This window comes from Cytophaga hutchinsonii ATCC 33406, assembly GCF_000014145.1.
Classification (GTDB): Bacteria; Bacteroidota; Bacteroidia; order Cytophagales; family Cytophagaceae; genus Cytophaga; species Cytophaga hutchinsonii.
Genome location: NC_008255.1, coordinates 3,615,432 through 3,637,525, shown reverse-complemented (window position 1 = coordinate 3,637,525; position 22,094 = coordinate 3,615,432). Strand labels below are relative to the sequence as shown.

Below are 22,094 nucleotides of genomic sequence, written 5' to 3'. Positions count from 1 at the left end.
TTTTGTATTGGCTTCACACCTAGTTTCAGTAATTTTATAACATTATAGTTTATTAATTATGAAAAATATTTTATCCGCGAGATTAAAAGCCTTTACGTTAACAGAGGTATTGGTTGTATTGGTAATTGTCGGCATCCTTGTTTTATTGGCGCTGCCCAATTTAATGCCCTTGATTTCAAAAGCGAAAAGCACAGAAGCTAAAATTCAGCTTGAACACGTATACACGCTTCAGAAATCAAACTTCTTCGAAAAGTCAAAATATTCAAGTGATTTAGAAGCCATCGGATTTATTCAGGAAAAACTGGTAACCGATGGTGAAAACGGAAATGCCAATTACAGAATTGAAATTGTTGCAGCCGGTCCTACTACATTCCGCGCGCGTGCAACAGCGGTAGCCGATTTTGATGGCGATGGTGTTTTTAATATCTGGGAAATTGATCAGGATAAAAATTTACAGGAAACAGTAAAAGATTAATACATGACAATTCATGTACTGCTGTTGCCGGCATTTCTGCTGATCCTGGCTGTGATTACGTATCAGGATATCAAATACAGATCTGTACCGATTTACGTATTTCTGCTTGCACTGGTACTATCCATTGCCATACAATACCAGCAATGCGGGATTGACGAAAGTTTCTTCATTCAGCTTCTTTTCAATAGCGGATTTATTGCATTCAATCTGCTGATTGTTTTGCTCTATGTTAAAAAAATAAAAAAGATTCCGCTGAGCAGTGCCATTGGGTTGGGCGATCTGGCCTTCTATATTGTATTGATTCCGGTATTGAGTACACCGGTGTATATGTATTTTCATCTGATAAGTTTAGTGTTCATTTTAATCAGTTATCCTGTTTTGAAACATTCGTTATCCTTGCAGACAAAAGCTATACCGCTTGCCGGCTTACAGGCACTGTGTCTGAGCTGTTTTATTATAGTGTTTGAATATGTTACCCCGGGCAGACCGATCATCGGCAGCTGTTCAATTATTTACTGGATCTGATTTCATGGATATATTTGAAAGCATACAATTATCTGCTAAAGAAATTCAACGCCTCACACCCGATCAGGCCTGGCATTACCATATCCTTCCGGTTCCATCCGGATATACCGATCAAGGAGATTTTTTTATTTCGGATCAGAAAAACGGCTTGCAGGCACAGGAAGATTTAGAAATTATATTCGGTTCAACGCAGCAATTGCTGGAGCTTGAGCACGAAGCGATCCTGAAACTGCTTTCTAAATATTACCGTAAAGAACATCAGACAGGTTCAACGAATACCTTAAGTTATGATTCTTCTTCAGATGATTTTTTGAAGAAGCTGATCGTAGAAGCCAAACAAATTCAAAGCAGTGATATTCATTTAGAAATCTACGAAGCGAAATGCCGCGTACGATTACGGATTGATGGGCAGATGGTAGAACGCTTTATCATTGAGCAGACGCATTACCCGTCTTTGGTGAACCGTATTAAGATTATGTCGCATCTAGACATTTCTGAAAAAAGATTGCCGCAGGATGGACGGATTTTTTTTCAGTTTGGGGAAGGCAAATTTGATATCCGTGTTTCTGTATTGCCTACCTTGCATGGAGAAAAAATTGTGATGCGTTTATTAAATCAGGACGCAACCAACATCAATATTGAAACGTTAGGATTTGCACAAACAGATTTAGAAAATTACTTAGACAGTACAAAACGCAAGCAGGGCCTGATTTTAATAAGCGGCCCCACAGGTTCGGGTAAAACAACTACCTTATACGCCACATTAAAATTGCTGAATAAAACAACGCGGAATATTTTAACGATTGAAGATCCCGTTGAATATACACTCGAAGGCGTGAATCAGGCACAATTAAAAGAAAACATTGGATTTAACTTTGGCAGTGCATTAAAAACATTCTTACGGCAGGATCCGGATATTATTATGGTGGGCGAGATCCGCGATCAGGATACCGCTAACATGGCTATACGTCTGTCCTTAACCGGTCACCTCGTACTTTCAACCATACACACCAACTCTGCCTGGGGCACGGTAGCCCGATTGATAGATATGGGTGTGCCGCCTTTTTTATTAGCAGGTACACTAAGTGTTTCTGTTGCGCAGCGTTTAGTGCGGTTATTATGTCCACATTGCAAACAGCAAACGCCATTTAGTGCAACAGATTATCCTAAAGGATTTAAAGCCCCGATGCATGTAGATGTGCACTATATATCCACAGGTTGTGAACAGTGTTTCTACACAGGGTATAAAGGCAGAAAGGCTGTATACGAGGTTATTCCTATTGATCAGGAGATGGCAGAGTGTATAAAAAATACTATCTTTGAAGTGTCGGATAAATTGAAGGAAAGGAACATCAAAACATTATCCGATAATGCTTTTCAATTGTTTGCAGAAGGCAACACATCGTTAGATGAAATATATTCATTATTAGTTAATTTTTAACAGCCCCTATGGTTAAAAAAATTTCCTGTTTTATTATCGGGTTTTTATTGCTTCCCCTTTTGATAAATGCTCAAACTAAAACAGATCGGTTCACTGAAATCGAAAACACATTAAATCAACTTGCAGCAGGCAATTCACCTGGGTTAAAAGATCCTATTGATTTTTCTGTATCGGGTGTAAGCATTCAGGAATTTCTACGGGGAATTGCAGAAGCACATGAACTGAACATTAATGTAGACCCGCAGCTTTCGTTTAAGGTCTATAATAATTTTTCAAAAGAATCGGTGCTAAATGTACTTCTGTTTTTAGTTCGGGAGTACGATCTGGACATACGGTTTTCCGGATCAATTATGTCTTTTTACAAATATATCCCTCCTGTAGAAGGCAAACCGGTATATGTTCAAAAAGATTTGCAGGTTAGGTATTCTTCTTATTCAAATCTGCTGAGCCTTGATCTGCAGGATGACAGTTTGTATTTAGTAGCCCGTAAGATCACACAGGTGACAAAGAAAAATGTGATCCTTTCTTCCGGTATCTCAAACAAACTTATTTCCATATACATTGAAGATATGCCGTTCGATGCAGCATTGAATAAAATGGCATTTGCAAACGAATTAAAAGTAGTAAAGACCGATGATAATTTTTATGTGTTAAAAGGAATCAAAGAAGGGGATAATATTTTAGCAGAAGAAAATCCGAATGCAGGCACGTTCAGGCCCACATATAATACAGGCACAAACACTACAGCTGCTGCAATGCCGTCTCAATCCGCAGCCGGCTCAATGATCCGCTGTCATGTGGATTCTTCTGCTGCCGGTAAAAAAATTCACCTGGAAGCAATTAATGCTCCGATTGCAGAAGTAATTAAAGTAGTGGCAACAAAAGCAAACATCAATTACTTTATGTATTCGGAGATTAAAGGAAATTGTACCTCATACGTTTCCGGTGTTACGTTTCAGGAACTGCTGACATTTCTGTTGCAAGGAACGGAATATACATTTAAAGTAGAAGCTGATTTGTACTTAATGGGGGAACGTAAGCTTGAAGGCTTGAGAGCGTATAAAGTAGCACAGTTAAAATACAGATCTATTGATAACATTCAGGAAGTTATTCCAGCGGAATTAAAAAAAGGAGTTGAGATAAAAGAATTTAAAGAACTGAATAGTTTATTATTATCCGGCTCGCTTCCGCAGATTTATGAGATTGAAGCATTCATAAAAGAAATTGATAAAGTAGTGCCGATGGTAATGATTGAAGTAATCATTATGGAAGTACTTAAAAACAGAATGGTTAAAACCGGAATAAAAGCGGGCTTGAATGATTCTCTTGCAACCACACAAACGAGCGGTACCTTTTTACCAGGCCTGGATGTAAAATTAAGCACCAGCACCATCAATGATTTTATTAATGGTTTAGGCATCGGCAGCATTACCAATTTAGGTTCAGTTACGCCGAGTTTTTATATGACCTTAAGTGCACTTGAAACCAATAATAATGTTGAAATCAAATCGATGCCAAAACTATCAACGTTGAATGGCCACGATGCAAACATGAGTATTGGACAAACTGTGTACTACGAAGTTCAGACACAGAATACGCTGGGTTCTTTAACAACAAATACGATAACAACTGTTCAATATCAGTCCGTGCAGGCAAACCAGACGTTATCCATCAAACCGCTCGTGTCAGGTGATGATCAGGTTACGCTAACGATTGAAGTAAATCAGACTTCATTTGCTAAAAGCAATGCAGCCGGTCCGCCCAACACAACTACAAGTCAATTTAAGTCGATCATTCGCGTAAGAAATGAAGAGATGATTGTACTTGGTGGTCTGGAAAAAATATCGAAATCAATAGATACCGAAGGAACTCCGATATTATCACGTATTCCGGTTATCAAATTATTATTCAGCTCAAAAACTAAAAGTAAAAGCAAATCCATTTTAGTGTTATTTATCAAACCTATAATAATTTATTAAGGTGAAGCTGACTGATATTACATCCTGGCTCTCTGGTACCGATGCTGTTTTCGGACTGGAAGTGCATGTAAATAAAGAACTGCATAAACAATACAGGCTTGTACACATCAGTAAAAAAAATGGAAGCTTAGTTTCAGATTCATTTATTACGTATAGCTCAATTGAAGAGCTATTGTCTGCATTGCCGGACAATAGTGCTGTATCACTGGTATGGAACGGAAAAGGAATCATACATCGTGCATTTACTTCAAAAGAAGAATCAGTCATTGAGATTGCGAAAACGGTATTCCCGGATATAAAATACGATGATTTTTTATGTCAAAAAACACAAACAGCTTCTGGTGGAATATTGTCTTTAATCCGTAAAGAACCTGTCAATGAGTTATTGGAAGTGCTGGAAAAAAAGAAGATACACGTTGTTGCTGTATCTGTCGGACCATTTGTAGTACCTGCTTTTTTTCAATTATTAAATCAGTTTTCTAAAGACATACAGTATGATTATTACCGCATCGAAACGAATAGCGATGGTGATATAATTCAATATGAAATTCTTCCGGATCAAAATTTGAATGCAATAACTATTGCTGATGAAACGGTAGCCGCAAATTATATGAATACGTTCTCTGCAGCGTGTTTGTTTTTATTAACATCTGCCAGCCACATCCCTTACCCGAAAGTTGAAGATACACTGGTTGATGTACAAATCAAGAAATATAAAGACGGCATTTTAAAAAGACGTGGAGGACTGGTTTTTTTAATAAGTATTTTACTATTGCTGCTGATTAATTTTTTTATTTTTTCTACGCTCAGAAAAGAACATAATATCTATCAGGAACAATTAGAAGTTTCTCAATCTCAGCTAAAGCAGCTGGATTCTCTTGAAAATTTCATTAAAACCAAAAAAGATTTTTTGGGCAAAGCCGGATGGATTGAAAAGGTTATTGTATCTAAAGAATGCGATGAAATTGCACAGACTGTGCCTGCTGAAATAAAATTAACAGAGTTAACCATACATCCTGTAAACGTTACTGAAAGCAGGAATGCAAAGGAAACCATATTCTCTAATAAAAGAATAATTATCAGAGGTGTAACAAAAAAGGTTACTGCATTAAATGATTGGCTGAAAATCGTTAGCCAGCGTGCTTCAATTAAGGGGCTGCACATGGAAGAATATCATTTTGATACACAGACGCAGGAAGGTCAGTTTAAACTTGAAGGAGCAATTGATTAAAAATGAAAAATATTTTTGAAAAATATCTTCCGCATTTAATTGTTGTAGTTACACTTATTGCTGTATATCAATTTGGCATTTCAAAAACCATTAATCTGTATAATGAAAATCAGGAACTGGAACAACGATTGAACAAAGCATTAACAGCAGACGAAGAAATTCTAAAGCTGAATAGCGAAGTTCGCTATTTAAAAAAACAGCTTTCAGAATATACCATCGACTCGGTAAAAAACAAAGAGTTCATTTTCCATGCATTGGCAGAATTTTGTAAAAGCACACATGTACAATTAAGAGAATTTCCTGTTGAAAGCGTTGCCAATAAAGAGAATTATATTATTGAAACAAATAAAATTGTTGCAGAAGGACAATACGGCGATTTGTTAAAACTCCTGCATTTCATTGAATTTAAAGGCAAGATCGGTCGTGTAAGTTCAGTAAGCTTTTACACATTACGTGATCATAAAAAACAAAAGGATATTTTGTTAATGAATATCTACATACAAACATTGGGGGAAGTTTTATGAAAAATATATTTGCATGTGTGTGTACAATCGTATTATTATCCGGCTGTTCAGATATATTCGAAAAACCTATAAGTAACAGTTCTGTAGAAATATATACGCCTGCTGATTCTGCCGTAAGTAAAAAAAATGTGCAGCAGTTTTATTGGGAAAAGGTTGAAAACGCATCAAATTACCGCTTGCAGATTGCATCGCCAGGTTTTGCGTCGGCGCAGCTTCAAAGCTTTGTGCTGGATACAATTGTTACAACAAACAAAGTAGACATATCATTGGATGCAGGTGAATATGAATGGCGTTTGCGTGCTCAGAATGGCGGCAGTCAGACGGCTTATTTCACACGAAAACTTTTCATCACGCAGGCAGCATTTAATGAACGGCAACTGCTTGTTACGTCGCCGTCAAATACTGTTGTTACGTATTCTAATTCTGTTTATTTTTCATGGAGACCGATTTCCGGATCCATGAAATATTATATTGAAATTGATACACTTTCCGGAAGTTTTACAAGTCCTGAAATGAAAGAAGAAATAAATGCATTTGAAACCCAAAAATATGTGGAATTAAAGAAAAGAGGATCTTATAGATGGAGAATGTATGCAGATTCTGCCGGAATAAAATCTATGTACAGTTCTACCGGAAGGATAGATTTTAAATTGGATACCGTGTCATTAGGTGTTCCGATAAGCAATAAAACAGATGTGCCCACTTCTCAGGTGTTTTCATGGGGTGTACCTGCAAACGCAATGTCCACGGATCAGTTAACGTATAAGTTTTATATACTGAACTCTACAGATCCGGCAGACGTTTTTATTCAGGATGAACTGACAACCACAAAAACCGCTGAAATAAAAAATATGGAAAAAGGTAAGGTCTATTACTGGGCGGTTGAAGTATATGATCAGTTTGGAATTAAAAGCGGTCGTACAGCATTAAGAAAATTCACGGTCGTTAGATAAGAATGAAAAACAGACCTCTCACTATTTCATTACTCATTGCTGTGGTCGCAATCTGGGCCTGGATTATGTATTCTGTTTTTGATTACATGGAAAGCCCTGATGTTGTTGCAACAAAGAAAAAATCTTTTGTAAGCAGCATTAAAGAAGATACCAGTACTACAGATTATATGTTGGCATTGAATTATAAAGATCCGTTTTTGAAAAAAGAATATGAGACATATAAAGACGTGGCTAAAACATATACCAATGACAATGCCACAGCAATACAGGTTCATGCTGTACCGAAGCAAAAGGTAAACGAAAAACCGGTTAAAGAAGAAATACCATTACCTGCTATAAATTATGTCGGAAGAATTCAGAATGCAAAAATGAATAAGCCGGTTGCAATTCTGTTGATTGATGATAAGGAGTACATGATGCAGGAAGGTGAAATAAAGGATGGCGTGTTATTGAAAGGCATTGCAAACGATAGTGTGAAAGTTGTTTTCTCAAAAAAGATATTCTATGTTAAAAAACAATAAATATATATTCATACTCTATAGTACTTTAGTTGCATTGATCTGTTCGGTCAATGTGCATGGGCAAACGGTTAAAGATTTTTCGGTCGCTAATACCAACAGAGTATATGTACAATATACGGATAGCACCGTAGAAGCTTTCTGCTACAGAGGAGACAAAAATATAAAGACACAGGATAACCTGTTCTATTATTGGTATGCTGCACAGCAAATAAAACATACACGCGGCGGATATGAAGGAAAGATTCTGCATGGCACATACACAATGTTTTACTACAATAAAGATTTACTCGCAAAAGGTAATTTTAAATATGGGCTGAAACATGGAGAATGGAAAAGCTGGCATCAGGGCGGAGAGATTAAAAGCAAAGAAAAATGGAGAAAAGGTGTGCTCGTTGGAAAAGCATATTATTATTCAAACAAAGGACGCATCCAAAGAGAACGAAATATAAAACCCACGTCTGGCAATGGTTATATAGTATATTACGGCGAAGACGGGATTCTTACATCTAAAAGCATTTATAAGAATAATACGGTAAGTAAAGAAATCAATTATCAAAAAAATGACAAGGGTAAGTTGGTTGAAGTAAAACCAGAAAAAGTAAAATCAGAAAAGGAGAAAACCCAAAAAGGGAAATCTAAAAAAGAGAAATCCAAAAACGGAAGCAAAGAAGAGAATAAACAAAAGACAGAAAAGCCTGTCAGGGAAAAGAAACAAAAAGTACCCAAAATAAAAATTCAGAAATACAGGCAGATTTCTCCCGGAGGAATCGGAGCCTGACAACAAAAAAGACCCGCTTAATTTAAGCGGGTCTTTTTTGTTGTCAGTATGAAGGATTTAAATATGCTTCTCTGCATGATAGGAGGAACGCACCAACGGGCCGGACTCTACATAATTCAAACCTTTAGATAATCCGATTTCTTTATATTCGGCAAATTGATCCGGATGAATAAATTCAGCAACTTCCAGGTGCATTTTTGTAGGCTGTAAATATTGCCCCAGCGTAAGTACATCCAGACCATGCGCAACCAGATCATCCATTGCTTTCAATACTTCGTCTTTTGTTTCACCAAGGCCCAGCATAATACCGGATTTTGTGCGTTTGCCAAATGCCTTGATACGTTGGATTTCTTCCAGGCTTCTGCTGTATTTCGCTTGCGGACGTACACGTCTGTACAGGCGTTCCACTGTTTCCATGTTGTGAGATACCACTTCCTGTCCGCCGCTGATCATGCGCTCTAACGAAGCCCAGTCAGATTTCACATCCGGTATCAATGTTTCGATCGTAGTCTGCGGGCTTTCTTCCTTCACACGCACTACGGTCTGATACCAGACTTCTGCCCCTTTATCTTTCAGTTCATCTCTGTTTACAGAGGTGATCACACAATGTTTTACATTCATCAACCGAACGGCTTCTGCAACACGTTTCGGTTCGTCAATATCATATTCCGTAGGTCTGCCTGTTGCAACTGCGCAGAAGGAACAGCTGCGCGTACATACATTTCCAAGGATCATAAACGTAGCCGTACCTGCGCCCCAGCATTCGCCCATATTGGGGCAATTGCCGCTCTGGCAGATGGTGTGAAGCTTATGCTCGTCAACTAACGCACGTAATTTTGTATATTCTTTTCCGATCGGCAATTTTACGCGTAACCAGTCGGGCTTGGATTTGCGATCAGATGCGGAGGGTACTACTGGTAATTCAATCATGACTTAGCAATCTTATGAATGGTACAAAGGTAATAAAACTAACCCTCGTTTCCCTTATATGAACACAAAATCACGCAATTTGGTTTAAACAGCATTACTTTCTGCCGCCATAAAAAATATTAATGTAAACAGACGTAAATACCTGATTGTTTTTAAAATACCCCGGGTCATTTGCAGGTGCTTCCATCATAACCATCTTCTGCGTAAAGGCTTCCAGTAAAAAGCCTGCCTCTATGCCGGTTACTTTATTTGAGAAATGTCCGTATTCAAAACTAAAGCCTGTTTTTAAATGAAGTCCGGGTACAATTTTAGATTCTCCAAAACCCGTTAAATAGCCGGAAGAAGAAATAATACTCGTTATTGCAAAATTTGGAATATCAGGACTGTATGGGATACTTTCGGATACGGTACTGTTGGGTTGCTGGTATTGAATATAATAAGGAGTTAAAATACCAAACGAAAGACCGCCGTTTATAATCAGATCAAGCTGAACCCCATCTTCATTGCCTTTATGGAACAACACAAATTCCCGCCCGTATGTTGGCCTGAGTACCACCAAGTGGTGTGACTTATAAGCGATAAATGAACCGGCCCCTGATTGATTTGCATAACGCAGTTCTTTAGGGTGTTTTACAATACCAAGATCAAGCCCGAAATTGTGAAACTGTGTTTTAGATTCAAACAGTAATTTAGTATAGCGCAACGTAATGCCTCCGATTAATCCAGCATTCGTATTAAAATTGATCCCGGCAATAAATTCCTGTTCATACTCAATAGCTCCTTCGCGCTGAGCAAAAACCGGAACTTGAAAAAGAAATAATAATACGATTAAATAAGTATTTTGTACTTTCATAAATAAAGGCTTCCGCTAAATTTACTAATTTTCCTAACAACGCTAAAATATTTCTTTTATGTATCAAATGACCGCAGAATATCTCGGAGGACTTCGTACAACAGGCACACATCTGAAATCAGGCAATACTGTTATTACAGATGCGCCAACAGACAACAACGGCAGAGGAGAGGCGTATTCGCCAACAGATTTGGTAAGCGCTGCTTTGTGCAGCTGTATGATGACAATCATGGGTATAGTGGCTGCCCGTGAGAATATTGTATTTGAAGGAATTACAGCAACTATTGAAAAGATAATGACTAAAGAGCCGCCAAGAAAAATTGCCGGAATACATATTGCTTTTACCTTGCCTGATCCGCAGCAGCTAACTCCCAAACAGGCTGAAATCCTTAAACGTGCAGCTCATACCTGTCCGGTTGCCTTAAGCCTGCATCCGGATATTGTGCAGGAAGTGTCGTTTAACTTTTAGAAGTATAAAGTACTAAGTACAGAGTACCAAGTAAAAAAGGTAAAACCAGAGATTATTTAATCTCCGGCTTTACCTTTTTTACTAATATAATTCGTATGATTTATGATTGAATTACTCTGTACTCAGTACTTTATACTATTTTCCCAGGGCTTTTTTAATTGCATCATACTGAATATCGTAATGCGAACCATCCCAGATCGATTTGCCATTTTTAATAAGTATTGCCTGCGGCGATTGGTGTTCAACATGGAGCAGGTTTTCAATTTGTGCAGATACCGGACGGTATGCCAGCAAATCTAAATAAACGGTTTTAATGGCCATTTCACTTTCGTTCCAGTTACGCTCTAAACGGCTTAGAGCCGTAGAACTGATGGAACAGCGTGTGCTGTGCTTGAAAATCATAACAGGAGCCTCTGCAGACCCCGTTATGATTTCCTGTAATTGATTTTCGGATGTTAATGGAATCCAGTTCATTTATTTTGTTTGTAAATTCCAGATCTCGGCTTCTCGCTTGTCGTATCTTGGAGTACTGTTTTTCTGTTTTTCTTTTTGCCAGTTTGCATCTTCAAGGCCTTCTGTTTTACCGTATTTCTTAAGCATTTTCTTACGGTATTTCTCTTTCTGAGCATAAGAATTCTTGACTTTTCCACCCTGGTAAACAGCACTTGGGTGCATGCCTTTCTTAACATTTTTAACAACAATGTCTCCTCTGTAGTTCGCAATATCTTTTGCTTTCTTACGCGTACGTTTTGCGCGTGCATTAAGTGTGCTAACCAGAATATCTCCTTTGTATGAGGAAACCTGTCTGTTTTTGTCTTCACGCATTTTAGAGCGCTTAGCCAGGAAATTGTTCGCAATATCGCCTGAATATTTTGCACGCTGCTTTTCCTGCTTTCTGTCCATCTCACGCGCAAGTACCATAGAACCTGAGTTTAACGGCCCATGTGAATTTGATTCCGAAGGAACAATATCACCCTGGTATTTACTCATTTGTTTGGATTGCTTGCGTTGTGCGGAATTATCAACGATTACCGTATTATCATGCAGCGGCGGTTTAACACCAGTTTTATTCGAAACAACAACATCACCGGTACTGGTACCCATCTGACGTTGCTTTTTCTGCACATTTGTACCTTTATTTGCTTCCGCTAATGCCTGATTATTTTTTGGTCCGCTGGTATGAGAGGCCGTAGCCTGCTTTGCGTTCATGGTACCCTGAGACTGGCCCATGTTTTTCTGATTCTTTGATATATTGGCGCTCTTGCTCTTCTTTACTTTAATGTTTCCCTCCGAAGAAGTCATGTCTTTCTGCTTCTTCTGAATATTTACATTTTTTTCGTGATAGCCCGTCTGACTAAAGCCGGTAAACGACAAAAGCATCAGAAAGATGCAGGAATAAATAAATACAACGTGTTGTTTTCTCATGTAAGATGCATTAAACGCGTTTGCGGCCTTTTGATTTAAGCTGCTTCGGATTCTTTTTATTGATCAATCCATTGTCAACATTAAATCGGCCGTTTACATTACTTTTCTTTTTCTTCTTGGAATCTGTTTTCAGCGCACCATTCTCATCAAACTGACTGATATCAGCCTCATTTGCCTGGCCCAGACCCGGACAAGGATAGGAAGAATGCTTGTTGCATGACGTAACACTTACAAGAATAAACAGCGCAATAAAGGGGATGAATAAATATTTCATAGAAAGATGAGTATGAGGTAAATCTACCTATTTTACAAAGTATTTACAATTAAATGCTATGCTTATAACGGGATTAGTAGTATTGAAGTTCCTTCAATTTATCCTGAATACGCTTAACCGGAAGAAAATTATCTTCCAGGGATTTAGAAAAGGGGACAGCGGTATCCAGACTTCCTACACGCATTACCGGAGCATCCAGGCTTTCAAAGGCATTTTCACTGATCCAGGCAGCAATTTCAGCTGAAATGGACCCTGTTAAGGTATCTTCATTTATAACGAGCACCCTGCCTGTTTTAAGTACACTTTTAAGAACCAGTTCTTTATCCCACGGCAGCAAACTTCTCAAGTCAATGATATCCGCAGAGGCAGCTTCTTTTTTGACCGCTTCTTTAGCCCACCAGACAGCATTTCCATAAGCTACAATGGTGAGGTCGTCACCTTCTTCAGCCAAAATCGCCTCGCCGATCGGAACGGTATAATAATCATCCGGAATTTCTTCCGTGATGGAACGGTACAAGGCTTTATGTTCAAAATACAAAACCGGGTTCGGATCTTCAATCGCTGCCAGTAAAAGTCCTTTGGCATCATACGGATTTGAAGGGTAAACGATTTTTAAACCCGGTGTATGGAAAAACCACGCTTCATTGGATTGAGAATGGAACGGGCCTCCGCTGGTACCTGCACCGGTAGGCATGCGGATAACTACATCTGCCGCCTGCTCCCAGCGGTAATGCGATTTTGCCAGATTATTAACAACCTGATTAAAACCGCTGGTGATGAAATCGGCAAACTGCATTTCGATCACCGATTTATAATCTTTTATCGCAAGACCATAACCTGCACCGATAACAGCCGATTCACACAACGGTGTATTGCGCACACGCTCTTTGCTGTAACGCTCAACCAGACCTTCCGTAACTTTAAACACACCACCGTATTCCGCAATATCCTGGCCCATTTGAATCAGTCGCGGGTACTTATCCATCGCAAGCCGTAAGCCATCGCTTATAGCATCAATAAAACGTTTCGGGCTTTTCAATGTAGTACGCGGACGGGTTCTGATATGTACATAAGGTGCATACATATCTTCTTCTTCGATCGAAGCATCCGCTACCGGTTCTTTTTCATTTTCCGTATACTGCCACGCTTCATCGATCCCGTCCTTTATTTTTTGTTTAATGGATTCAATCTCCTGTATGGTGAGAATCGCTTCATTCAGAAGATACCGTTCATAATTTTCAACCGGATCTTTTTTTGCCCAGGCTTCAAATAATTGTTCGGGAATGTATTTGGTACCGGATGCTTCTTCGTGCCCGCGCATGCGGAAAGTAATGGCTTCTACCAGTACCGGACGTGATTCTCTGCGCACATAGTCTGCAAGCACACGGATTTTAGAATATACTTCTAAAATATTGTTCCCATCAATGGTATGTGTTTCAATTGCGTATGCCGGTCCTTTTTCTTTAAAACTCTTTATTTTGAATTGCTCTTCCAGCGGCGTAGATAAGCCATAGCCATTGTTCTCTACCAAAAAGATCAAGGGTAAATTCCATACGGAAGCAAGATTCAATGCTTCGTGAAAATCGCCTTCACTGGTACCGCCATCACCGGTGAATACCAATGTGGCACGGTTGCTTCGGGATAATTTCTCTGCTAAGGCAATGCCGTCTGCTACCGCCATCTGCGGGCCAAGGTGTGAGATCATGCCCACAATGTGATGTTCTTTGCTGCCGAAATGAAACGAACGGTCTCGGCCTTTTGTAAAGCCGGAAGGTTTTCCCTGGAACTGGCAGAACAACCGGTGCAAAGGAACCCCGCGGCTGGTAAAAATTCCTAAGTTCCGGTGTAACGGTAAAATATATTCTTCTTTCTCCAGCGCACACGCAACACCTACCGAAACGGCTTCCTGACCAATCCCCGAAAACCACTTGGAGATCTTACCCTGGCGCAGAAGAAACAACATTTTCTCCTCTATCATTCTGGGCTTTACAAGCTCTTTGTACAAGCGTATAAGCGTTTCCTGATCTATATTATTCCGTTCAAATGCTATCATACCACGTATTTTTGCCTCATTCCTCAGCTATATTCCAGTACAAAGTAAAAGAATAATTTGTGTTTGGTGTAAAGCTTTTAGTCAATAAGGTATAAAAATACGGCTTCTGTTTCTATTTTTGTTGAAAATGAATTTGAAATGATTGAATATTCTTCTTTTGTATTAGATAACGGGTTGAAAGTTTTTGTACACGAAGACCGTACAACCTCCATGGCAGCGTTAAATATTTTATATGATGTAGGTTCAAAAGACGAAGTAGTTACTAAAACGGGTTTTGCACACCTCTTTGAACACTTAATGTTTGGCGGTTCTAAACACATTCCATCTTACGATGAAGCGCTTCAGAAAGCGGGTGGAGAAAACAATGCATTCACGTCTCCGGATATAACCAACTATTATATTACCATTCCGGCTAATAATATTGAAACCGCTTTCTGGCTGGAAAGCGATCGTATGATGGCGCTGTCGTTTGACCCGAAAGTACTGGAAGTGCAGCGAAGCGTAGTGATTGAAGAATTTAAACAGCGTTACCTGAACCAGCCCTATGGCGATGTGTGGCTGAAGCTGCGCCCGCTTGCATATAAAGAACATTCGTACAAATGGGCAACCATCGGTAAAGAAATTTCACATATTGAAGAAGCAACCATGGATGATGTGCGCGACTTCTTTTATTCGTACTATCTGCCGAATAATGCGTACATGGTTGTTGCCGGAAATGTAACGCTGGAACAGGTAAAAAAACTTTCTGAAAAATGGTTTGCCCCGATTCCTTCCGGTACAAGAAGAAAACGAAACATTCCGGCAGAACCGAAACAAACGGCAGCACGCTTCGAACAGACAGAAGCAAAAGTACCGTTAGACGCGCTGTATAAGACGTACCACATGGGCGGAAAATTATCGGCCGATTTTTATTCAACCGATCTGGTAAGCGATATATTAGGCAGAGGAAAATCATCCCGTCTGTATGATAAGCTGGTTCAGGAAAAAAAGATGTTCTCATCATTGAATGCATATATTATGAGTTCCGTGGATCCCGGCTTGCTGGTGATCGATGGAAAACTTTCCAAAGGTGTTCAATTGAAAGACGCGGACGATGCAATCTCAGAATTGATAGAGAAATTTACACAGGAACAGTTTTCTGAAAAGGAATTAAACAAAGTAAAAAACCAGGCAGAGTCAACGTTATTGTTTGGTGAAGTAGAAGTGCTGAATAGAGCCATGAACCTGGCATATGCAGCGATGTTAGGCGATCCGGAAATCGTAAACAGAGAAGCTGCGAACATACAAAAAGTAACCACAGCAGATATTTCACGCGTTGCGAAAACAGTTCTGCAACCTGAAAATTGTTCTACGCTGTATTATAAATCGATATAGTAAAAGATTCTTTAAATTTAATCGGCCTTATTTCAAATGGCGTTAAGAAATCAGAATTCGTGGAGCTTTTTAAACGCTGCAACTAGTCCTTTTTCAGGACGATTTCGCAGCGTTAGCGGAACGAATTCTGATTTTAGCCTTTTTGAAACACAGCCTTGATTTTTTGGTTCTTTTGCTCCGCCGCGGCGGAAAGGTAAAAGAACGGAAGATAAAAAAAGAAAGACTATACAAGACTACGATAGGAAAACTTTGTAATGCTAATATTCAAAGTAATGCTCCTGGCGCCAGTCTTAGCGAAGCGGTGACTGGTGCCTTTTATTTGGCAGTCCGCCGCGGCGGATTGACTGCATTATTAAATAATAAACAACATGAAAATTAAAGTAGGTTTCGGATACGACGTTCACCAATTAAAAGAAGGCAGACCCATGTGGCTTGGTGGTATTCAGCTTGAATATACAAAAGGCCCGGACGGCCACTCCGATGCCGATGTATTGATCCATGCTATCTGTGATGCAATTTTAGGTGCAGCAAACATGCGCGACATCGGTTTCCATTTTGCAAATACCGACGATCGTTGGAAAGGTGTGGATTCTAAAGTCCTGCTGAAAGAAGTATGCCGCATGATCCGCGAAAAAGGCTGGGAGATCAGCAACGTAGATGCTTCCCTTGCATTAGAAATGCCAAAGATCAATCCGCATATCGAACGCATGCAAACGGCCTTGTCAGAAGCCATGAGCATTCCCGTAGAAGATATTTCAATCAAGGCAACGACAAATGAAAAGCTTGGCTATGTGGGCCGGGAAGAAGGCGTGAATGCGTACGCGGTAGCATTGTTGATTAAACCGTAGAGGCAACCCTTGCGGTTGCCCCTACGCATATTACCCTGCAGGTTGCATAGCAGATCAAAAAACACATAAGTTTTATTTTATTTACTGGAATTTATGCCGGTTTTTATGGAACTTTTTCTGCTGTAAACTACTTGCACATCGTATTTTTTTAGCGGCTGGTAGCTGTATTTTTCTATATATGATCGATCGAACGGTAGTCTGATTTAATGGTTTCAGGTAGGCTTCTTAGGGTCTCCCTGTGGTCTCCTCCTGGTCTCCCTGTGGGGTACTTCGGTGATCCTGCTTTTTTTAGCAAAAAAAGCACGTAACTCTGGTATCAGATGAATCCCAGTCTTAGCGTAGCGTGGACTGTGTCTATTATTTGTAGTCTCTGACTACATTTTTAGTCAAAATGTACTCCGTACTCAATACTTAGTACTTCCCTCCTTAAGCAACTAGTACCTAGTACCTCGCAACTATTTCTTCTTACTAAAAAATTCTTCAATCTTCACTTTCAGCATCCCGCCTTTAACGGCCAGTGCCTGCTGTTCTGCCTCTTTAGCTAATGTCTGTTCAAACGAAGCCTGTCCGATTAAAAGCGACTTCAAAGATTTGCTGGCACCCGGCTGTAGCTGATATAACGATTTCAGATAAAAGCCCAGATAATCGGTCATGGTTGTTTCATCCGTAAACCGTTTCTGGATCAGCTTGTGTGCTAATGCCTCCTCAACGGATAATTTTTTCCCTTCCAACAGCCATTCAAATGCCTGATGATAACCTACCCGTTGTTTTAAATAATAGCTCATGCCCGTGTCCGGTTGTAAACCCAAACCTAAAAATGGAAACGCGAGAGAGCCTTCTTCGCAGGCAAATACAAGATCGCATGCCAATACCAACGATGCACCCGCACCGCTGGCCGGGCCGTGTAAGAGACAGATCACAGGTTTGCTGCACAGGTGTATAGCGGATGTTAATTTATTGAAGTAATTTTCAACCAGCTCAACTACCTGATCGCCCTGTATAGTTAATGCCCATTGCAGATCAAGCCCCGCACAAAAGCCTTTCCCTTCTCCTTTCAGTATAACATATTCAACCGAAGCATCTTTTTCAGCTGCTTCAAACGCTTTAATTAAAGCTTCAATCAGCTCAACCGTTAAGGCGTTGTATACCTCCGGACGGTTCATTGAAATGAATGCTGCTTTATTGATTATTTCTGAACGTACAAGTGACATAGCTATTACAGGTTAAATGAAAAACTAAAAAGATTTGGCAGTAAAAAATAAAGACCAAGCGCGCTGATAAGTATTCCCAGTAAATAGCCTGCATAGGTTTGTTCCTGTGTATGGGCGTTTAACCGTAAGCGGCTTGAAAGCGTAATGCCGCTTAATAATAATGTTGCCATGATCACATATAAAAAATGATCGCTTGGCATGATGGTATGAATCAGTATAAAGATCATTAAGCTTGCTCCGAGCGATAGTGCATGCGCACTTATTTTCCAGAATAAACTTATAAAGGCCGTTACCAGTACCGCAGCACTTATGATAAGCATTAAGCAGGTTAATAATAACGGAAAATTTAAATGCGTATAAAACATATACGACAGACTGCAATAATAAATACCTACATAAAAAAAAGGTACCACTCTGTCGCGTTTGGAATTCATTAACAATTCATCGTTTGTTATTTTTCTGCGCAGGATCAATAAATTCAAACTCAGCATGATCAAAGGGATCAATGCGGTAGTAATAAATATCAGGCCAACAACATACACCTGCTGATGTTCCGAATACGGATCAAATACATAATTACCAAAGAATAAAAACGTGGTAAAAATATATGTCGGGATAAATACCGGATGCAGAAGATACGATACAACCAACGAAAGATAATACCAACTGTTTTTTTGTGTTGTATACGTCATAACTATTATAATTCCTTTCTTAAACGTGCTACCGGAATGTTCAATTGTTCGCGGTATTTTGCAACCGTTCTTCGTGCAATGTTATACCCTCTTTTATTCAATTCTTTCTCTAACTTCTCATCCGACAACGGCTTCTTCTTTTGCTCTCCGTCGATGATTTCTTTCAGAATATGTTTTACTTCCCGGCTGCTGGCATCTTCGCCGGAGTCGGTCGCGATACCTTCAGAAAAGAAATATTTCAGCGGATAGATTCCAAATTCCGTCTGTACAGCTTTACTATTTGCAACGCGTGAAATGGTTGAAATATCCATGTTCACCATATCCGCAATATCTTTCAGGATCATCGGTTTTAAATAACTTTCATCCCCTTCAAAAAAGAATTCTTTCTGGAATTCTAAAATAGCATGCATGGTTTTCAGTAACGTTTGCTGGCGCTGTTTGATCGCTTCAATAAACCATTTCGCAGCATCCAGTTTTTGTTTTACAAACGTGACAGCTTCCTTCAGTTTTTTATCATTCTTAGCGCTCTTGTCGTACGTCTCAAACATTTCAGAATAATTTCTGCTTACGCGTAAGTCCGGTGCGTTTTTAGAATTTAAAAACAATTCCAGTTCGCCGTTATTTGTTTGCAGAATAAAATCAGGCATTAAATATTGTGTTTTGATATCATCTCCGGAAGTGCCGCCTGGCTTAGGGTTCAGCTTGGTGATGATATTAACCGCAGCTTTTATAGATTCATCATCTACGTCAAATTTCTTTTGAATTTTGTCGTAATGTTTTTTTGTAAACTCATCAAAGCAATCTTTCAAGATGTTGTGTGCAAGCATAACCTCAGGCTCATCCATATGTCTGCGTTCGATCTGTAACAGCAAACATTCCTGTAAGTCGCGTGCACCAATGCCTGCAGGGTCAAAGTCCTGTATGCGGAATAAGACCTCTTCAATCTCTTCTACATTGGTTTCAATGTTTTGAGAGAAGGCCAGGTCATCAACAATCAGATCTAAATTCCGGCGGATATATCCATCTTCATCAATGCTGCCAATCAACTGTTCGGCAATCTTTGTCTGCCGTTCATCCAGGCGTAAAAAACCCAGTTGATTTAAAAGCATTTCGGTTAAAGAAGTTGTTCCTGCTAATGGAGATTCACGCTCTTCATCGTCCTGCGATGGCCCGTCGCCCTGCATTTTATAGCCGGCTACATCTTCATCGCGGATATATTCCTGAACATCCAGTTCATCATCTGAATAATCATCATCTGAATCTGAAAATTCTTCTTCATTGGAATCTTTTTCCTCTGCCTGCTCTTCTTTTCCTTCTTCTAATGCAGGGTTTATCTCCAGTTCTTCTTCAATACGGGATTCTAATTCTGCTGCCGGTATCTGCAATAGTTTTATAAACTGAATCTGCTGGGGAGATAGTTTCTGAGATAACTGCTGCTGAATACTTAATTTTTGCATAAAATCTTAAAATAGACACAATGTAAACGTGCTTTCAAACAAAAATAGAGCATTTTTGAAATTCTTTTTGATTAAAAAGATAAAATATCCTTTTTTTGCGCTTTACTTACTGTAAACGCATACAACGTGAAAAGGATAAAAATTAAAGAATTACTAAGTAATTCAAGCCAGTACATAGATCAGCAAGTGGTGCTAAAAGGCTGGGTTAGAACGAAACGCGGGAATAAACACGTTGCTTTTGTTGCTTTAAATGATGGGTCAACCATCCATACCATACAAATCGTTCTTGATGTTGCTAAATTTAACGAAGAGCAATTAAAAGATGTAACAACGGGAGCATGCATCAGCATATCCGGGAAAGTGGTAACTTCTCAGGGTGCCGGGCAATCCATCGAAGTGCAGGGGGATACACTGGAAGTAATTGGTGTTGCCGATCCGGAAACATATCCGTTGCAGAAAAAAGGACACTCCTTAGAGTTTTTAAGAGAGATCGCACATTTAAGACCCCGTACGAACACATTCAGCTGCGTATTACGCCTGCGTCATGCCATGGCTTTTGCCGTGCACAGCTTCTTCAATGAAAAAGGATTTGTGTATGTACACACGCCAATCATTACCGGATCAGATGCAGAAGGTGCCGGAGCTATGTTCCAGGTAACAACCCTTGATTTAAAGAATCCGTCTAAAACAAAAGAAGGAGAAGTGGATTTCACAAAAGATTTCTTTGGCAAGGCTACCAACCTTACCGTTTCAGGTCAGCTGGAGGGTGAATTAGCTGCTATGGCGCTAGGGGAGGTATATACCTTTGGTCCGACCTTCCGGGCAGAGAATTCGAACACCACGCGCCATCTGGCGGAGTTCTGGATGATTGAACCGGAAATGGCGTTCTATGAAATTCAGGACAACATGGATCTTGCAGAAGAGTTTTTGAAATATCTGGTAAAATATGCCCTTGATAACTGCATAGATGACCTGAATTTCCTGAATGAAATGTATGACAAGGAATTGATCGAACGCTTGAAAAGCGTGGTTGAAACACCCTTCGTACGCTTAAATTATACGGAAGCTGTTGATATTCTGATTGCTACAAAACAAAAATTTGAATATAAGGTTGAGTGGGGTATTGATCTTCAATCCGAGCACGAACGGTATCTGGTTGAAAAACACTTCAAAAAGCCGGTTATTTTAACAAACTATCCAAAAGCGATCAAAGCTTTCTACATGAAAGCGAACGAAGACGGTAAAACAGTGCGTGCCATGGATGTTTTGTTCCCGGGCATTGGCGAAATTATCGGCGGTTCTCAGCGGGAAGACAATTTAGAAAAATTACAGGAGCGTTGCAAAGAAGTCGGAATTCATGAAAATGACATCTGGTGGTACCTTGAAACGAGGAAGTTTGGATCTGCTCCGCATAGTGGTTTTGGACTAGGTTTTGAGCGTTTGATGCTTTTTGTTACCGGAATGGGAAATATCCGCGATGTAATTCCATTTCCTCGTACTCCACAAAGTGCTGAATTTTAAACCCTTTCATTTAATTGTGCAAAATTATAGATTATTTATTCCAAAAAGTTTGAATTAAATAAAAAACCCTATAATTTTGCACTCTCTTAAAAATGGCTGAAGCACCAAAAAGTGTTTTTGAGGTTCTTAAGATTGTTCTCTGAATTCTTGAAAAGAATTTAAATTCTAAATGGGGGAGTACCAAAGCGGCCAACTGGGGCAGACTGTAAATCTGCTGACTTATGTCTTCCAAGGTTCGAATCCTTGTTCCCCCACCAGAGACTATACTTCAAATCCAAAATAATGTTCGGAAGCCGTTTGAATATTAGGATTTGTTTTTTGAAGTCTGGTCAAATTGCGAAAGTAGCTCAGCTGGTAGAGCGATAGCCTTCCAAGCTATAGGTCGCGGGTTCGAACCTCGTCTTTCGCTCTAGTGTTTCTTAACAGCCGATGTAGCTCAGCTGGTAGAGTACTTCCATGGTAAGGAAGGGGTCACGGGTTCGAGTCCCGTCATTGGCTCTATATGAAATGATTGAATAACATCTTTACGTATACTATAACATCTAAATTGAGGATTTTCA

General features: G+C 39.5%; 23 protein-coding genes and 3 tRNA genes. 17 read left to right on the top strand and 9 right to left on the bottom strand.

Translation table 11 applies throughout. From position 1 onward, the window contains the following. The first annotated feature begins 58 nt into the window (after positions 1 to 58). The 9 genes from CHU_RS15580 to CHU_RS15540 are packed head-to-tail and all read left to right on the top strand — an operon-like array spanning position 59 to position 8,427. Entirely contained in the window at positions 59 to 475 is a 417-nt protein-coding gene (locus CHU_RS15580; RefSeq protein ID WP_011586548.1) for a prepilin-type N-terminal cleavage/methylation domain-containing protein, read from the top strand. Positions 476 to 478: 3 nt separating this feature from the next. Then, the gene (locus CHU_RS15575) at positions 479 to 1,000 is read left to right on the top strand and encodes a prepilin peptidase (RefSeq protein ID WP_011586547.1); all 522 of its coding nucleotides are present in this window, start codon (positions 479 to 481) and stop codon (positions 998 to 1,000) included. Between the two features lie 4 nt (positions 1,001 to 1,004). Continuing rightward, complete coding sequence (locus CHU_RS15570) at positions 1,005 to 2,441, top strand: GspE/PulE family protein (protein ID WP_011586546.1); 1,437 nt, start codon at positions 1,005 to 1,007, stop codon at positions 2,439 to 2,441. An 8-nt stretch (positions 2,442 to 2,449) separates the two neighbouring features. After that, positions 2,450 to 4,420: a type II secretion system protein GspD gene (locus CHU_RS15565; protein ID WP_011586545.1), complete on the top strand. Its 1,971-nt coding sequence runs from the start codon at positions 2,450 to 2,452 to the stop codon at positions 4,418 to 4,420. A gap of 1 nt (position 4,421) precedes the next feature. Beyond that, the gene (locus tag CHU_RS15560) at positions 4,422 to 5,651 is read left to right on the top strand and encodes a hypothetical protein (RefSeq protein WP_011586544.1); all 1,230 of its coding nucleotides are present in this window, start codon (positions 4,422 to 4,424) and stop codon (positions 5,649 to 5,651) included. A 2-nt stretch (positions 5,652 to 5,653) separates the two neighbouring features. Continuing rightward, the gene (locus CHU_RS15555) at positions 5,654 to 6,175 is read left to right on the top strand and encodes a hypothetical protein (RefSeq protein ID WP_011586543.1); all 522 of its coding nucleotides are present in this window, start codon (positions 5,654 to 5,656) and stop codon (positions 6,173 to 6,175) included. Continuing rightward, the gene (locus CHU_RS15550) at positions 6,172 to 7,128 is read left to right on the top strand and encodes a hypothetical protein (RefSeq protein ID WP_011586542.1); all 957 of its coding nucleotides are present in this window, start codon (positions 6,172 to 6,174) and stop codon (positions 7,126 to 7,128) included. The genes CHU_RS15555 and CHU_RS15550 overlap by 4 nt, the downstream gene beginning before the upstream one ends. 2 nt (positions 7,129 to 7,130) lie before the next feature. After that, complete coding sequence (locus tag CHU_RS15545) at positions 7,131 to 7,649, top strand: hypothetical protein (protein ID WP_011586541.1); 519 nt, start codon at positions 7,131 to 7,133, stop codon at positions 7,647 to 7,649. Beyond that, the gene (locus CHU_RS15540; protein ID WP_041932443.1) at positions 7,633 to 8,427 is read left to right on the top strand and encodes a toxin-antitoxin system YwqK family antitoxin; all 795 of its coding nucleotides are present in this window, start codon (positions 7,633 to 7,635) and stop codon (positions 8,425 to 8,427) included. Before CHU_RS15545 ends, CHU_RS15540 begins: the two co-directional genes overlap by 17 nt. Positions 8,428 to 8,484: 57 nt before the next feature. Here the strand turns inward: CHU_RS15540 and lipA are convergent, their stop codons facing one another. Together lipA and CHU_RS15530 are read right to left on the bottom strand one after the other, a co-directional pair. Next, the gene (lipA, locus tag CHU_RS15535) at positions 8,485 to 9,357 is read right to left on the bottom strand and encodes a lipoyl synthase (RefSeq protein WP_011586539.1); all 873 of its coding nucleotides are present in this window, start codon (positions 9,355 to 9,357) and stop codon (positions 8,485 to 8,487) included. A 94-nt stretch (positions 9,358 to 9,451) separates the two neighbouring features. Next, positions 9,452 to 10,210, bottom strand: coding sequence for a hypothetical protein (locus tag CHU_RS15530; protein ID WP_011586538.1), 759 nt, complete (start codon positions 10,208 to 10,210; stop codon positions 9,452 to 9,454). Between the two features lie 58 nt (positions 10,211 to 10,268). Between CHU_RS15530 and CHU_RS15525 the strand changes: the two genes are divergently transcribed. Further along, a complete protein-coding gene (locus tag CHU_RS15525) occupies positions 10,269 to 10,679 on the top strand; it encodes an OsmC family protein (protein WP_011586537.1) in 411 nt (136 codons plus the stop codon). Between the two features lie 135 nt (positions 10,680 to 10,814). On the opposite strand, the gene ytxJ is transcribed toward CHU_RS15525, so the two are convergent. The 4 genes from ytxJ to CHU_RS15505 all read right to left on the bottom strand — a co-directional run bounded on the left by ytxJ (position 10,815) and on the right by CHU_RS15505 (position 14,431). Next, entirely contained in the window at positions 10,815 to 11,153 is a 339-nt protein-coding gene (gene ytxJ / locus CHU_RS15520; RefSeq protein ID WP_011586536.1) for a bacillithiol system redox-active protein YtxJ, read from the bottom strand. Further along, on the bottom strand, positions 11,154 to 12,104 hold the full coding sequence (locus tag CHU_RS15515; RefSeq protein WP_011586535.1) for a hypothetical protein: 951 nt from the start codon (positions 12,102 to 12,104) through the stop codon (positions 11,154 to 11,156). 10 nt (positions 12,105 to 12,114) lie between these two features. Beyond that, positions 12,115 to 12,378, bottom strand: coding sequence for a hypothetical protein (locus CHU_RS15510; RefSeq protein WP_011586534.1), 264 nt, complete (start codon positions 12,376 to 12,378; stop codon positions 12,115 to 12,117). A 73-nt stretch (positions 12,379 to 12,451) separates the two neighbouring features. Next, complete coding sequence (locus CHU_RS15505; protein WP_011586533.1) at positions 12,452 to 14,431, bottom strand: alpha-ketoacid dehydrogenase subunit alpha/beta; 1,980 nt, start codon at positions 14,429 to 14,431, stop codon at positions 12,452 to 12,454. A gap of 138 nt (positions 14,432 to 14,569) precedes the next feature. On the opposite strand from CHU_RS15505, the gene CHU_RS15500 reads away from it, so the two are divergent. The 3 genes from CHU_RS15500 to ispF all read left to right on the top strand — a co-directional run bounded on the left by CHU_RS15500 (position 14,570) and on the right by ispF (position 16,653). Next, the gene (locus tag CHU_RS15500) at positions 14,570 to 15,805 is read left to right on the top strand and encodes a M16 family metallopeptidase (protein WP_011586532.1); all 1,236 of its coding nucleotides are present in this window, start codon (positions 14,570 to 14,572) and stop codon (positions 15,803 to 15,805) included. A 142-nt stretch (positions 15,806 to 15,947) separates the two neighbouring features. Continuing rightward, positions 15,948 to 16,184 (top strand): hypothetical protein, encoded by a 237-nt coding sequence (locus tag CHU_RS15495; RefSeq protein WP_011586531.1) that lies wholly within the window; start codon positions 15,948 to 15,950, stop codon positions 16,182 to 16,184. Beyond that, positions 16,174 to 16,653 (top strand): 2-C-methyl-D-erythritol 2,4-cyclodiphosphate synthase, encoded by a 480-nt coding sequence (gene ispF, locus CHU_RS15490; RefSeq protein WP_011586530.1) that lies wholly within the window; start codon positions 16,174 to 16,176, stop codon positions 16,651 to 16,653. Before CHU_RS15495 ends, ispF begins: the two co-directional genes overlap by 11 nt. A 455-nt stretch (positions 16,654 to 17,108) precedes the next feature. Here ispF and CHU_RS15485 read toward each other — a convergent pair whose 3' ends face one another. The 3 genes from CHU_RS15485 to rpoN are packed head-to-tail and all read right to left on the bottom strand — an operon-like array spanning position 17,109 to position 20,013. Continuing rightward, the gene (locus CHU_RS15485; protein ID WP_011586529.1) at positions 17,109 to 17,864 is read right to left on the bottom strand and encodes an enoyl-CoA hydratase/isomerase family protein; all 756 of its coding nucleotides are present in this window, start codon (positions 17,862 to 17,864) and stop codon (positions 17,109 to 17,111) included. Positions 17,865 to 17,869: 5 nt separating this feature from the next. Then, complete coding sequence (locus tag CHU_RS15480; RefSeq protein WP_011586528.1) at positions 17,870 to 18,556, bottom strand: hypothetical protein; 687 nt, start codon at positions 18,554 to 18,556, stop codon at positions 17,870 to 17,872. 5 nt (positions 18,557 to 18,561) lie between these two features. Then, a complete protein-coding gene (gene rpoN / locus CHU_RS15475) occupies positions 18,562 to 20,013 on the bottom strand; it encodes an RNA polymerase factor sigma-54 (RefSeq protein WP_011586527.1) in 1,452 nt (483 codons plus the stop codon). A 126-nt stretch (positions 20,014 to 20,139) separates the two neighbouring features. Between rpoN and asnS the strand changes: the two genes are divergently transcribed. From asnS to CHU_RS15455, 4 genes are all read left to right on the top strand, one after another. Beyond that, on the top strand, positions 20,140 to 21,534 hold the full coding sequence (asnS, locus tag CHU_RS15470) for an asparagine--tRNA ligase (RefSeq protein WP_011586526.1): 1,395 nt from the start codon (positions 20,140 to 20,142) through the stop codon (positions 21,532 to 21,534). Positions 21,535 to 21,705: 171 nt separating this feature from the next. Then, positions 21,706 to 21,791 (top strand) — tRNA-Tyr (locus tag CHU_RS15465). A 79-nt stretch (positions 21,792 to 21,870) separates the two neighbouring features. Beyond that, positions 21,871 to 21,943 (top strand) — tRNA-Gly (locus tag CHU_RS15460). A gap of 16 nt (positions 21,944 to 21,959) precedes the next feature. Then, positions 21,960 to 22,032, top strand: a tRNA-Thr gene (locus CHU_RS15455). The last annotated feature ends 62 nt before the right edge of the window (positions 22,033 to 22,094 follow it).